General features: G+C 65.9%; 13 protein-coding genes. 7 read left to right on the forward strand and 6 right to left on the reverse strand.

All coding sequences use genetic code 11. The features are described from left to right. Window positions 1-101: 101 nt before the first annotated feature. On the forward strand, window positions 102-2,210 hold the full coding sequence (recG, locus tag ACVWYQ_RS05080; RefSeq protein ID WP_404546209.1) for an ATP-dependent DNA helicase RecG: 2,109 nt from the start codon (window positions 102-104) through the stop codon (window positions 2,208-2,210). 160 nt (window positions 2,211-2,370) lie between these two features. On the opposite strand, the gene ACVWYQ_RS05085 is transcribed toward recG, so the two are convergent. From ACVWYQ_RS05085 to glmS, 3 genes are all read right to left on the reverse strand, one after another. Beyond that, a complete protein-coding gene (locus tag ACVWYQ_RS05085) occupies window positions 2,371-3,228 on the reverse strand; it encodes an NAD(P)-dependent oxidoreductase (protein ID WP_404541019.1) in 858 nt (285 codons plus the stop codon). A 103-nt stretch (window positions 3,229-3,331) separates the two neighbouring features. Beyond that, window positions 3,332-4,102 (reverse strand): DUF502 domain-containing protein, encoded by a 771-nt coding sequence (locus tag ACVWYQ_RS05090; protein ID WP_157286027.1) that lies wholly within the window; start codon window positions 4,100-4,102, stop codon window positions 3,332-3,334. Between the two features lie 83 nt (window positions 4,103-4,185). Further along, window positions 4,186-6,012, reverse strand: a complete 1,827-nt coding sequence (gene glmS / locus ACVWYQ_RS05095) for a glutamine--fructose-6-phosphate transaminase (isomerizing) (protein ID WP_271537965.1) — start codon at window positions 6,010-6,012, stop codon at window positions 4,186-4,188. A gap of 209 nt (window positions 6,013-6,221) precedes the next feature. On the opposite strand from glmS, the gene ACVWYQ_RS05100 reads away from it, so the two are divergent. Next, a complete protein-coding gene (locus ACVWYQ_RS05100) occupies window positions 6,222-6,440 on the forward strand; it encodes a hypothetical protein (RefSeq protein ID WP_036012532.1) in 219 nt (72 codons plus the stop codon). Window positions 6,441-6,446: 6 nt separating this feature from the next. Here the strand turns inward: ACVWYQ_RS05100 and glmU are convergent, their stop codons facing one another. Further along, entirely contained in the window at window positions 6,447-7,802 is a 1,356-nt protein-coding gene (gene glmU, locus ACVWYQ_RS05105) for a bifunctional UDP-N-acetylglucosamine diphosphorylase/glucosamine-1-phosphate N-acetyltransferase GlmU (RefSeq protein ID WP_456725491.1), read from the reverse strand. Window positions 7,803-7,976: 174 nt separating this feature from the next. Between glmU and ACVWYQ_RS05110 the strand changes: the two genes are divergently transcribed. The 3 genes from ACVWYQ_RS05110 (at window position 7,977) to ACVWYQ_RS05120 (ending at window position 10,203) form a co-directional block, all read left to right on the forward strand. Further along, window positions 7,977-9,356, forward strand: a complete 1,380-nt coding sequence (locus ACVWYQ_RS05110; protein ID WP_456725492.1) for a hypothetical protein — start codon at window positions 7,977-7,979, stop codon at window positions 9,354-9,356. A 133-nt stretch (window positions 9,357-9,489) separates the two neighbouring features. Further along, window positions 9,490-9,930, forward strand: coding sequence for an MgtC/SapB family protein (locus tag ACVWYQ_RS05115; RefSeq protein ID WP_036012541.1), 441 nt, complete (start codon window positions 9,490-9,492; stop codon window positions 9,928-9,930). Between the two features lie 117 nt (window positions 9,931-10,047). Further along, window positions 10,048-10,203 (forward strand): hypothetical protein, encoded by a 156-nt coding sequence (locus ACVWYQ_RS05120; protein WP_162131179.1) that lies wholly within the window; start codon window positions 10,048-10,050, stop codon window positions 10,201-10,203. A 33-nt stretch (window positions 10,204-10,236) separates the two neighbouring features. Here ACVWYQ_RS05120 and ACVWYQ_RS05125 read toward each other — a convergent pair whose 3' ends face one another. Then, window positions 10,237-10,383 carry a hypothetical protein gene (locus ACVWYQ_RS05125; RefSeq protein ID WP_157286031.1) on the reverse strand — a complete coding sequence of 49 codons (147 nt, stop codon included), beginning with the start codon at window positions 10,381-10,383 and terminating at the stop codon, window positions 10,237-10,239. Between the two features lie 141 nt (window positions 10,384-10,524). On the opposite strand from ACVWYQ_RS05125, the gene ACVWYQ_RS05130 reads away from it, so the two are divergent. Further along, complete coding sequence (locus tag ACVWYQ_RS05130) at window positions 10,525-10,905, forward strand: hypothetical protein (protein WP_036039729.1); 381 nt, start codon at window positions 10,525-10,527, stop codon at window positions 10,903-10,905. Here ACVWYQ_RS05130 and ACVWYQ_RS05135 read toward each other — a convergent pair. Beyond that, window positions 10,865-12,424: a glycoside hydrolase family 17 protein gene (locus ACVWYQ_RS05135; protein ID WP_456725493.1), complete on the reverse strand. Its 1,560-nt coding sequence runs from the start codon at window positions 12,422-12,424 to the stop codon at window positions 10,865-10,867. The genes ACVWYQ_RS05130 and ACVWYQ_RS05135 overlap by 41 nt on opposite strands. A gap of 328 nt (window positions 12,425-12,752) precedes the next feature. On the opposite strand from ACVWYQ_RS05135, the gene ACVWYQ_RS05140 reads away from it, so the two are divergent. Next, window positions 12,753-13,340, forward strand: coding sequence for a beta-1-3, beta-1-6-glucan biosynthesis protein (locus ACVWYQ_RS05140; protein ID WP_456725494.1), 588 nt, complete (start codon window positions 12,753-12,755; stop codon window positions 13,338-13,340). The last annotated feature ends 184 nt before the right edge of the window (window positions 13,341-13,524 follow it).

Raw genomic sequence — 13,524 nt, forward strand, 5'->3', positions numbered from 1 at the left:
GCAATTGTTTATGCTCGTCATTGCCGGGCTTGACCCGGCAATCCATCCTCTTGAATAGATGGATGCGCGGGTCGAGCCCGCGCATGACGATTGCTGCACAAATGCGCCCCAGCCTGCTCAATCCGCTGTTTGCTCCCGTGACCAGCCTGTCCGGCGTCGGTCCGAAGCAGGACAAGCTGCTGCAGTACCTGCTCAGCCGCAGCGAGACGCCGCGGCTGGTTGATCTGCTGCTGCATCTGCCGAGCCAGGTCATCGACCGCCGGGCCCGGCCGAAGATCCGCGACGCGGCCGTTGGAACCATGGTGACACTGGAGGTCACCGTCGATCGTCACCGCCCGTCCCCGCCGCGCAACGCGCGCGCGCCGCATCTGGTCTACGCCAGCGACGATACCGGCGACGTTGTGCTGACCTTCTTCCGCGCCAAGCCGGGCTATGTCGAGAAGCTGCTGCCGGTCGGTGAGAAGCGCTACGTCTCCGGCACGCTGCAGATGTATGACGGCATCCCGCAGATCGTGCATCCCGATCGCGTGCTCGACGAGGAGGCGATCGCAAAGCTCTCCGGGATCGACCCCGTCTACCCGCTGACGGAAGGCCTCGCGCTCGGCTCGCTCCGCCGCGCGATCGCGCAGGCGCTGCAAAAGCTTCCCGCACTGCCGGAATGGATCAGCCCGGAGGTGCTGCGCCGCTGCGACTTCCCGCCGATTACGGAAGCGCTCAACCGCGTGCATCAGCCGGTCGAGCTGACCGACATCCTGCCCGACCGTCCCTTCTGGTCGCGCCTCGCTTTCGACGAGCTGTTGGCCGGCCAGCTCGCGCTTGCCCTGATCCGCGCGCAGCTGCGCCGCCCCGCCGGCGTGCGCAATGCCGGCGACGGACATCTGCGCAACAAGATCATCGACGCCCTGCCTTACGCGCTGACGCCGTCGCAGCGCAACGCTGCGGCGGCGATTGCCGAAGACCTCAAGCAGCCGCTGCGCATGCTGCGCCTGCTGCAGGGTGACGTCGGCTCAGGCAAGACCGTGGTGGCGCTGCTCGCGGCCGCCGCGGTTGCAGAGGTCGGCAAGCAGGCGGCGCTGATGGCCCCGACCGAGATTCTGGCGCGCCAACACATCAAGACCATCGCCCCGCTTGCCGAGCGCGCCGGCATGCGTGTCGCCATCCTCACCGGCCGCGAGAAGGGCAAGGAGCGGCGCGAGATCATCAGCCAGCTTGCCGACGGCGAGATCGACCTGCTCGTCGGCACCCATGCGCTGATCCAGGACGATGTCGTGTTCAGGGATCTCGCGCTCGCCATCGTCGACGAGCAGCACCGTTTCGGCGTGCGCGAGCGCCTCGCGCTGACGTCCAAGGGCGAGGCTGTCGACGTGCTGGTGCTGAGCGCGACCCCGATCCCCCGCACGCTGGTGCTGACCTATTTCGGCGACATGGACATCTCCGAGCTGCGCGAAAAGCCGGCCGGCCGCCAGCCGATCGATACCCGCGCCGTGCCGATGAGCCGCATCGGCGAGGTCATGGAAGGCGTCGGCCGTGCGGTCGAAGCCGGCAAGCTGGTCTACTGGATCTGCCCCCTGGTCGAGGAGTCCGAGGCTGAGGGCACCGAGCATCTCACCAACGCCACCAAGCGTTTCGAGACCCTGCAAAAGCGCTTCGACGATCGCGTCGGGCTCGTCCACGGCCAGATGAAGGGCACCGAGAAGGACCGCGTTATGGCCCAGTTCGCCGCGCACGAGATCGGCCTGCTGGTCGCGACCACCGTGGTCGAGGTCGGCGTCGACGTTCCGGCCGCCACCATCATGGTGATCGAGAACGCCGAGCGTTTCGGTCTTGCCCAGCTCCACCAGCTCCGCGGCCGCATCGGGCGCGGCTCCGAAGCATCGACCTGCATCCTGCTGTATGGCGAGCCGCTCGGCGAGATGTCGAAGGCGCGGCTGAAAGTGATCCGCGAGACCACCGACGGCTTCCGCATCGCCGAGGAAGACCTGAAGCTGCGCGGCGAAGGCGACGTGCTGGGCGTACGCCAGAGCGGCCTGCCCGGCTACCGCATCGCGCGCCCGGAGGTGCATGGCCAGTTGATCGCCCAGGCAAGAGACGAGGCTCTGCGAATCCTTAAAGAGGATCCGAAGCTCAAAGGCGAGCGCGGTGAGGCGCTGCGGTGCCTGCTGTATCTCTATGAACGAGACGAAGCGATTCCGCTGATCGGAGCGGGTTAACATTGAGGCAGTGCCGCAAGGTTCGTGACAGACGCAAAGGCACCGGATCCTCCACGTCATTGCGAGCGCAGCGAAGCAATCCAGACTGCCTCCGCGGAAAGATTCTGGATTGCTTCGCTGCGCTCGCAATGACGTGTTGAGGGAGCGAGAATGCGCGCGATCAGGCCTTCTTCCGCGCGATGCTCGCCGCGAATGCCTTCATCAGCTCCGCATCCACAGCCTCCCCCATCGCATCCTCCGCCAGATGCTCGAACCACCGCGCAAAGCCCTCGTAGATCTGGCTGGCCGGATGATCGGGCCCGAGGAATCCTGAAATCTCCCGCATCTCGGCGACCCAGCGATAGGCCTTCGGAATCATGTCGGGCAGCGCGATCTCGAGCCGCGCCAGGATGGCGGGTTGGCTCAGCGCGAGCTCGTCGCGGAGCGCATCGGCTGCGCCCGCCCTCGTGGCTGCGATCACCATCGCCGAGCCGATGCCGGCGAGGCCCTTGACGATGCCGGCATAGGACATTTTCAACGCGGACGCCGCGCCGACCGGGCCTTGGACGATCCGCACGTCGAGGCCGAGATCCCCAAGCACGGCAACGTCCTTGGCGTGCTCGCCCGACATGTAGAAGGCCGGGCTCTTGCCACCTGGCTGCGGCGGAAAGCCGATGATGCCGGCATCGACGAACGGCGCCTGCACCGAGCCGATGATCTCCTCGATTCTTTGCACGGTATCGACATTGACGGCATTGCAATCGACCACGACCGGCTTCTTCTCGCGCCTGACGATCAGCGCGGCCAGCCGTTCGGCCAGCGCGACGGCCTGGCCCGGCGGCACGATCGAGAGGATGATGTCGGCGTCCGCGATCGCGTCGTCCTCGGCGCCGACCATGCCGGCGTCCGCCGCACGTTTGCGCGTCGCCTCGCTCCGCCCCTGCAGCGACGTCAGCACGCGCGCACCGTTCTCGCTGAGGCGGCGGGCCACGGCGCTGCCCATTGCACCGGGCGCGAGGATCGCAATGGTTTTGGACATCGTGCACTCCAGGTCGAATTCCGAGCGGCAGGTTCGGTCGAGCTGAGCCTAGCAGAGGACGAATGCGCCCGCGTGAACGCGACCATCCCGCAACGGAATGGCCCTACTCCGCCTTCGCAGGCTCGGGCCGGAGCGTGGAGGCATTGGCGATCCGCGCAGCATTCGCCATGCCCGCAAGCGCGGCCGCCTTCTTCGGATCGGGCGACGAGCCCGGCTGCACCACGCCGGCCGACATGATCAGCGTCGCGGCGTCCTCGGCGGTGAGATCGACCTCGATGATCTTGCTCTTGGGGACATAGAAGAAAAAGCCGGTTGTCGGATTCGGCGAGCACGGCAGGAACACCGACACGTGCTCCTCCTGCCCCGGCAGGCTGCGCGAGATGTCCTCGTTCGGCGATTGCGAAATCAGCACGATCGACCACATGCCCGGCGAAGGAAACTCGACCAGGCCAACTCTCCGGAAGCTCGAGCCCTTGCCCGAGAACAGCGTCTCGAACACCTGCTTCAGGCCGCGATAGATCGCGCGCACCGCCGGGATCCGGCCGAGAAAGGTCTCGCCGACATCGACCAGCGTGCGGCCGATCAGATTGGCCGCGAGGAAGCCGACCAGCGTCAGCGTGAAGAATGCGACAATCAGTCCCCAGCCGGGAATGACGTAGGGAAGATAGGTTTCCGGCCGGTAGGCCAGCGGCACAAACGGCCGCACCACGCCGTCGACCCAGGTGACGAACCACCAGACCAGATAGAGGGTGATAGCGATCGGCCCCGTCACCACGAGGCCAGTCAGGAAATAATTGCGGAAACGGCCCATCAGACCGGTATGCGGTTCCGGAACGGGATCAAGAGGCGCAGGCGCGTCGTCGCGGGGGGTCATTCGGGTTCCAGGTCGGTCGCTACCACAAGCTAGAGTCTTCTAGCAGGTTTTGGAAGAGAGCGGCCGATCGATATCCAGATTGCCTATTCCACGGTCACCGATTTCGCGAGATTGCGCGGCTGGTCGACGTCGGTCCCCATCACGACGGCCGTGTGATAGGCGAGCAGCTGCACCGGGACGGCATAGACCATCGGCGTGAAGGCTGCTGCCATATCGGGCATGACGATGGTGACGAGGGACTCGACCGTCGCCTCCGCCGCGCCCATGGCATCGGTCATCAGGATGATGTTGCCGCCGCGCGCGGCGACCTCCTGCATGTTGGAAACCGTCTTCTCGAACACGCGATCATGTGGGGCGATGACGACGACCGGCATGGTCTCGTCGATCAGCGCGATCGGGCCGTGCTTGAGCTCGCCGGCGGCATAGCCCTCGGCGTGGATGTAGGAGATCTCCTTCAGCTTGAGCGCGCCTTCGAGCGCCAGCGGGAAGCTGGTGCCGCGGCCGAGATAGAGCACGTCGCGCGACTTGGCGATCCGGTGCGCCAGCTTCTCGATCTGGAGCTCGCTCGTGAGCGCATCGGCCATCAGGCGCGGAACCTCGACGAGCCCGTGGACCAGCTTGGTCTCGTCGTCGTCCGACAATTCGCCGCGCGCCTTGCCGGCCGCGATCGCAAGGTTTGCCAGCACCATGAGCTGGCACGTGAACGCCTTGGTCGAGGCGACGCCGATCTCCGGTCCCGCCAGCGTCTGCAGCACCGTCTCGCTCTCGCGCGCGATCGTCGAGGTCGGCACGTTGACGACCGCGATCGTGTGCACGCCCTCGGCCTTGGCATAGCGCAGCGCCGCCAGCGTGTCGGCGGTCTCGCCCGACTGCGAGATGAAGATGGCGAGGTCGCCCTTGCGCAAGGGGGCCTCGCGGTAGCGGAATTCGGAGGCGACGTCGACCTCGACCGGCAGGCGCGCAAAGCGCTCGAACCAGTATTTGGCGACGAACCCGGCATAGCTCGCTGTGCCGCAAGCGGTGATGTTGATGCGCTGGATGTTCTTGAAATCGAACGGCAGCTTGACCGGCAGCGCGACGCGCTCGGTCGCCATGTCGACGTAGCGCGCCAGCGTGTGGCCGACCACCTCCGGCTGCTCGTGGATCTCCTTGGCCATGAAGTGACGGTAATTGGCCTTGTCGACCAGCGAGGTCGAGGCGGCGTGCCTGATCTTGTCGCGCTGGACGGCATGGCCGTCCTTGTCGAAGATCGCGGCGCTCTTGCGGGTCAGCACCACCCAGTCGCCGTCCTCGAGATAGCTGATCGTGTCGGTGAACGGGCCGAGCGCGATGGCGTCCGAGCCGAGATACATCTCGCCGTCGCCGTAGCCGATCGCCAGCGGCGGGCCGTTGCGGGCACCGATCATGAGGTCGTTGTCGCCGGCGAAGATGAAGCCGAGCGCGAAGGCGCCGCGCAGGCGCGCCAGCGTCAGCTTCACCGCTTCCACTGGCTTATTGCCGCGCGTGAGCAAATCGTCGACGAGATGCAGCACAATCTCGGTGTCGGTCTCGGTGTGGAACACCGTGCCCTTCTTTTCGAGCTCCTCGCGCAGCTCGCGGAAATTCTCGATGATGCCGTTATGGACCACGGCGACGCGCTCGGTCGCGTGCGGGTGGGCGTTGTTGACGGTCGGCTTGCCGTGGGTGGCCCAGCGGGTGTGACCGATGCCGGTGGTGCCCTTGAGCGGCTCGGCCTCGAGCCGCTTCTCCAGATTCTTCAGCTTGCCCTCGGCGCGGCGGCGCTCCAGGTGCTTGCCTTCGAGCGTGGCAACGCCCGCGGAATCGTAGCCGCGATATTCGAGACGTTTGAGCGAATCCACCAATTGCTCTGCAACCGGCGCGCGCCCGAGAATGCCGACAATCCCGCACATGCGGATCACTATCCCCCAAATCGTCGAAAAATCGCCTAAACGACGCGCCCGGTTTTTAGCGAAAATCGCAGGGAACCAGATACTCAATAATTATTGCTGATTGAGACAGCACGGGCGCGACCGCTGCGTCGATTTGGCGGGCTTAAACCGCGCGCGTTAACCTATTCTCAATACATTTGGCCAACGATTCCGGTCGGGAGAACCAGGCCATGAAAGGCTCATCCGACCGCAAGGGTCTGTCGTCGATGTATCTGCGCGCCAGCGAGACCACGGGCACGCACCTTGCGCATTGGCCGCCGCCGCTGCGCGGCAAAGAGAACAAGCCCCTCTTCATCAAGCATCCCGAAGGCGAGCCGGTGAAGCGCGCCAAGCCGCGCGGCTGGCGCCTGACCCGCGCGATCTTCTCCGAATTCGCCGACGAAGAATAGCGCCGCTCACGTCTCCGGCTTCTTGCCGCCGGTCTTCATCTCGCGATAGCGCGCCGCGCCGCCCTCGCGAATGGTCTGCTGGTTGCGCTCCAGCGCCATCGCGTCGTCGGGTACGTCCTTCGTGATCACCGAGCCCGAGCCGATATAGGCGCCATTGCCGATCGTCACCGGGGCGACCAGCGAGGAGTTGGTGCCGACGAAGGCGCCCTGCCCGATCACCGTCTTGTGCTTCTTGAAGCCATCGTAGTTGCAGGTGATGGTGCCGGCGCCGATGTTGGAATTGGCGCCGACGGTGGCATCGCCGATATAGGAGAGATGGTTGACCTTGACGCCGGCCTCCAGCGTCGCCGCCTTAGTCTCCACGAAATTGCCGATGCGCGCGCCGTCGCCGAGCGAGGTGCCGGGACGCAGCCGCGCATAGGGTCCGATCGAGACCTTCTTGCCGAGCGTGGTCTCGACGATGTGCGAGAACGAGTGGATCACCGCGCCGTCCGCGATCGACACGCCGGGGCCGATCACCACGAACGGCTCGATCGTCACGTCCTTGCCGAACACGGTGTCAGTGGACAGATACACCGTCTCCGGCGCGATCAGCGTGACCCCGGCCTCCATCGCCGCCCTGCGCAAACGCGCCTGCATTACGGCTTCGGCCTCGGCCAGCTGCGCCTTGGTGTTGATGCCGCGCACCTCGTCCTCGCTGGTCTCGATCACCACCGACTCCCATCCCTGCCTGCGGACGATTTCGACCGCATCCGTCAGATAATATTCGCCCTTGGAATTGGCATTGCCGATCTGCCCGAGAATGTCGAGCGCGCGGCTTCCGTCGATCGCCATCACGCCGGCATTGCACAGATCGATCTTGCGCTCGTGCTCGCTGGCGTCGGCTTGCTCGCGGATCGCAACCAGGCGGTCGCCTTCGACGATGAAGCGGCCGTAGCCGGTCGGATCGGCGGCGCGAAAGCCGAGCGCAGCAATGGCAGCGCCGCGGGCAAGCGGCGCGCGAAGCCGCGCAAAGGTCTCGGCCGAGATCAGCGGCGTGTCGCCGAACGCGATCAGGAGATCATCGGCGCCGCGTGCGATCGCCTCGCGCGCCGCCAGCACCGCATGCGCGGTGCCGAGCCGCTCGGCTTGCACGAAGGTCAGCGCGTCGGGGCGGATGCGCTTGGCTTCATCCGCGACTGCCTGATGATCGGGGCCGATCACGACGGCAAGCGAGGTGCCGGTTCCCTTGGGTGCGGCGGCGAGCACATGCGCGAGCAGACTCTGGTGCGCGACCGGATGCAGCACCTTCGGCAGGCTCGATCGCATGCGCGTGCCTTCGCCGGCGGCGAGCACGATCGTGAGGCTGGAACGGGCGGTCATCGAAATCCTGACAGCTATGGCCGAATCAAATTGGCGCGGACGGGCGGCAACGCCCTCGGAAGCTATCGCCTAGCTACCCCCGCAAACGCCCGGAATTCAAGTGCGGCGCCCTTTTCCTGTTAATGTTCCCTGATTGATTCGGGGAAGCCGGACGGGGCTGGGCGCTTAACATTCATGGCAAAGGATTCCGACCCACTGGCGGACGCCTTCTCCACCAAGGAGACCGGCGGGCTGTTCTCCGGACTTTTGGCCGAGGAAAGCACTTTCGACCGGCGCTTGATGTGGCGGCTGGGCTCGTGGGGCGTGGCGGCCGTCGGCGCCGTCGTCTTGGCCGTGATGGCCAACCAGGCCCAGCTCGGCTGGCGGCGCGACCAGGTTGCGTCCGCCGATCTCGTGCGCCAGGCCGACCGGCTGCAGCTGCTGACCAAGGAGAGCCAGAACGAAGCGCGCCGGCTCGCCGCCGCGATCGAGACGCTGAACAGCGACCGCGACCGGCTGTATTCGCGCGTCACCGTGCTGGAGCAAGGGCTCGATTCCGTCACCGGCGCCATTGCCAAGCAAACGGCCACGCCGCCGCCGGGCGCGAAGCCGCAGGACGCAGCACCCACGGCTCCCAGTGTCGCGCCGGTCGCTTCGACGCCGACGGCGACGAGCGAGAAGCCGCGCAGCGAAGCCGCCAAGGATGGTCAAAAGGACGCTCAGAAGGATTCGCCAAAGGATGCCCAGAAGGAAACGTTGAAGGAGCCGCCGAGCCCGCCGCCGCAGACCGCGGCCGCCGCCTCGCTCGTGCAACAGACTCCAGCCATGACTTCGGCGCTGCCGACCATTCCGCTGGTGCCCGCCAAGTCGCTCATGGCGCCACCTGATCCGGCCGCATCGAAACTGATTCAACCTGAGACAGCCGAGCAGAAGGCCGAGCCGGCAACCGCCGCAGCCGAAATCGTGGCGGCAGCAACCAAGCCGCAGGACGCCGCCGAGAGCGAATCCCCTGCCATCGCCGTTCAGCAGACGCGCTTTGCGATCGATCTCGGCGGCGCCAACTCGGTTGACGGCCTGCGCGCGCTCTGGCGCGGCGTGACCAAGTCCAACCCGGAGATCGCGGCGCTGCGGCCGATCATCATGATCAAGGAAGGCAACACCGGCCTCGGCATGCAGCTCCGCCTGGGCGCCGGCCCCCTGGTCAATGCCGCCGCCGCCGCAAAATTCTGCGCGGGTCTCGTCGAGAACGGCCGCCCTTGCGAGACCACCGTGTTCGACGGCCAGCGCCTGTCGATGCGCAGCGGTCCGGACAAGGCGCAAGAGAAGACTCAGGACAGAGTCCCGGACAAGGGTTCGGAGACGAGCCAGGACGCTGGCCCTGCAGCCGAAACGGCGCCTGTGTCGAGCGCGAAGCCTGAAAAGCCGCAACGCCGCCGCAGCTACTCCTCAAAACGCACCAAGCGCGACGAGCCCGCCCCCGCTCCCGCCGCGCAGCCGGCGCCAGCACCGGCGAAACCGGAGGCGGCAGCGTCGTCCGCGGGATCGACGCTGTCGTCGTTCTTCAGGCGGCCATGACGCCTCGGTCCCGGCGCGCACGCAGCCAGCATGCGACCAACGGACGCTTGGACCTCGGCCGCGCTTGGCAGCAAGTTCGCAGGTCCATGTCCGACGCGCGCGAAGCGTCGCCCCTCCAGAAACGCGGGTCTTGATGAACGAACTGGATGATGTGCTGAGGCTACTCGTCGCGGCGGCTACGGGCCTCGTGATCGGCATCGACCGCGACATGAACGACAAGCCGGTGGGCATGCGCACCCTGGCGCTGGTGGCCTTGGGCTCTGCGCTGATCTCGATTTCCGTGATCGAGTTTCAGAATTTGCGCGACCACCCGGATGCAGTCTCGAGGGTGGTCCAAGGCATTGTTACCGGCGTGCTGAGCGGCGTCGGCTTCATCGGTGCGGGCGTCATCCTGCACGACGTCAAGGCCAAGACGGTTCATGGCCTCACTACGGCGGCGACTGTCTGGATCGCTGCCGGTCTTGGCATCGCCTGCGCGCTGGGCGCCTGGCTGCTGGTGGGCGCCGCCATCGCAGTCACGTTATTCGTGCTGTTCGCGCTCAGCTGGCTCGAACGTCGCTTGGGGTTGAAGTAAGTCTGGTAGTCGCACATCGCCGGTGAGCGGCTTCATGCCTCCGCCCAAGTACCAAATGATACGAACGAGACCAACCAGACACGGCACACTCCGCACCGGACTTGATTCGGAGCGGAGATGACGGACGCGAACTTTCTGCGGGAGCAACTCGCGTTGATCCGCGAACTGGCCGAGCGGGCCGATCCCCACATCAGGAAGCGACTGCTCGCCTTGGCTGAAAAATACGAGCGCCGGCTGGCGGAGCAGAGCCGGAACACGCAAGGTCGCAATTGATCGCCCGCTGATCGTCCTTGGCGCAGGCGATGACTATTCCATGCGCGCCTTTTCCTTCAGATCGCGGATGCGCATCTCCGCCTCGTCCTTCGAGCGGACGATTTCCGACCAATCCTCGACCCGCGCCTCCCTGCTCAGCCTCTTGAGCTCGCTCAGCTGCTCCTGCGTCGGCTTCTCCATGCCTCACTCCTAGGCGGTGTTGGCAACACAACGTTGAGAACCAGCGGGAGGCTCGCGTGTTCCTGGAGAGTGCCCGGGCGGATCAACAGAAACCTCGCCTGCCCTGTTGCCTGGCCGCGCCTTCCCGACCATATTGCCGCCATGACAAAGAAGCCCTTCCGCCTCACGCCCTACCAGGTGCAGTTCCTGCTCGTGGTCGGATTCGTCACCGTCGGCTCTGCGCTCTACGTGCGCTATCTCGCGATCGAGTTTTCGCAAGTAGCGCTCGCCTGCGACGCCGGGCTTCAGACCCTGGTCTGCAAGTCGCGCTCGGTCTCGACCGTGCTGTTCAAGAATTCGGTATTCGGTATCGTGGCGCTGGTGGTTGCGACGCTGAACCTGATGCGGCCGTCGATCGTGCTGCTGACCGTCGGCCTCATCGCCGCCGGCCTCGGCATCGTGCTCTACAATGTCGTGCTGTCGGGCCTTGCGATCGGCCTGCTTATTCTTGGCTTTGCTCGGCCCGCGCCCGCCACAGCGTGAGGGCGAACAACAGATAGATCGCGCAGGTCCATAGCGACTGCCAATTGTCGCGGCCTTCGTTGAATAGCACGTACACGGCCGACAGCGCCAGCACCCCCGCGAACACGGCTTCGGCGATCGGACGCTGGCCGATCTGCGGCCGGTTCAGCATCAGAAGTGCAAACGGCACTACCGCCATCGTCAGCGCGGCGTAGGGAAAATCCTTGTAACGCGGGTCGAACACGAAGCCGAGCGCGGTCGCGGAGGCGATCACCGCCGTCACCGCCAGCGTCAGGCCGAGCACCGCGGTGAGCTTCGACCATTTCCTCCCCTCGCGCGGGCCGAGGAGGTCGAGGAAGGTCGGCAGGCTGCGGCCGATCACCATCGCCTGCGCGCAGAAGATCGGCGACAGGATGCCGGCCAGCAGCAACGCGCCCCAGAGCAGCCAGCCGCCGATCCCGTAGCTCTCGTAGTACATCTTGTCGGCGCCGATCCCGAGCAGGATTCCGGCGGTGGTCGCCGAGATGCCGACGCCCAGCCAGGCCGGGAAACGCGGCGTCCACGGCCGGCGGCGCAGCGTGATCAGCGCGACCGCGAACACCAGCACGGAAAGGCCCATGCCCGCGCCCATGTACCACTTCCAGTACGGGAAATTGCTGATCGGCTGGCCCGGCGGATATTTCAGGCTCCGGCGCACCGAGTCGTAGAGGCCCCAATAGCCGCCGACGGTGCCTTCCAGCCTGCGCTTCCAGGGCTGGTCGTAGGACTCGATGAGGTTGACGCGGAACTTGTTCGCCTTCGCGAGGCCGAGGATTTCCGAGACGACGCGCGCCTGATTGGTGCGCGAGGGCAGTGCGCCGTCGCGCATGCGGCCCGCGCTCGGCCAGCCGGTTTCGCCGATCAGGATCTCCTTGCCGGGAAACGCCACCGCCATGCGCTCGCGGATCTGTTCGACATGGGCGGCAGCGAACTTCGCCTTGATCGGGAAATCCTCCCAATAGGGCAGGATATGAATCGTGACGAAGTCGACGGCGTCATACACCTCGCGGTTCTTCAGCCAATATTCCCACACATCGGCATAGGTGACGGGCACGCCGACCTGGGTCTTCACCAGGCGGATGAGAGCGACGAGGTCCGCCGTCGTCATCTCACCGCGCAGCAGCACCTCGTTGCCGACGATGACGGAGGTGATGACGTCAGGGAATTGCTTGATGAGGCGAATGGCCAGCCCGGCCTGCTCGTAGTTCTTGGTGCGGTTGCTGGAGAGCCAGATGCCCTGCAGCACCTTCATCCCGCCGACCTTGGCGGCGATCGCCGGCACCTGGTCGAGCCCGTTCTCCAGCGAATAAGTCCGGACGCAGTCGGTGATCTCCTTGAGTTGGCGCAGGTCCTGCTCGATCTGGTCGGCCTCGATATGGGTCCATGCGTCCAGCGGCGACTGCTCGCCGCGGAACGGCGCGTAGGAGACGCATTGAACCTTGTCGGCGGGATCGATCGGGGCGCGCGCGAGCGTGATCGGCGTGGCAAGCCACCACCACACGGCAGCGATCGCACCCAGTGAGACGAGCAGAAGCGCCAGTGGCGTACGAAGAGAAATCGGTTCCGTCCTCCGCGAAGGGCCGTCGATTACCTTCTCGCACGCCGTCTGCCAAGGGGGCACGTCCGGTGGATCCCTCGCGCCCCCAGGGAATTTACCTGCGCCGGTTCAAAGGTGATCTAGGATCGTGACTTTGCTGGACAAAATTCGAAATACAGGTCATGGACTCCGAAAGACTTTTCCGCCGCATTGGAGACCCATTTGGACGCCATCAGCTAGCGCGTCCGCGGGGCTCCTGACGCGGACGGCCAGCGGATACATTGGGGAATTCATGCGGCAACGGGTGTTCGAGTCACGAAATGCGGTCCTGCGGCAGTTCGCCGCCACCTTGGCCGTCTGCTGCCTGCTCGTTCTGACCGGTGCTGGCGGCGCCTCCGCCCAGAGCGGTCCGCCGGGCCCCGAACAGGGCAAGGCGGCCGCCCAGCCCGCCGACGCCGCCAAGGACGCCGCCCAGAATCAGCGCCGCACCGACGAATTCGCGGAAGCCGCCCAGGTCATCAACGGCCCGGCCGGCAATCCCGAATGCGTCTGGCTCGGCCGGCGCGTGGTGCGGCTGATGTGGCGGGATGACCTCGATACCGCGTTCCGCCATCTCGACCTCTACGACCGCTTCGGCTGCCCCGGCGGCCACATCCAGGCCGCGTTCCGCTGCCTGACCCGCTTCGGCGGCCAGATCGATCCCAAGGTGGCGGAAACCCTGGATAGTCGTGTGCACGCGTGCTGGATCAACCCGGCCGCCCAGCCGCAGCAGGCGGCGGCTGCGGCCGCCCAGCCGGCAGCGCCGGCCGCCAATGCGCAGCCGCAGCCGGCCGCGAGCCCCTCGCCTGCGGCAAGCCCGTCCCCCACGCCGGCGAAATAGCCCAAGCCAAAATAGCTCCGGTCGTTTCAGCTGCCGTTCAGGAACGACCGGCCATAGAGACGGTTGGCACTGCCGCGCGTCGTTCGAAAAGGCCATGCCCTCATAAGGACATGAGGCCATGACAGTTGTGAAACCGCGCGGCAGAGATATGCTCCCTTTGCCGCGGACTTGGTCGGATCTCGGG

Source organism: Bradyrhizobium sp. USDA 3397 (assembly GCF_054060965.1).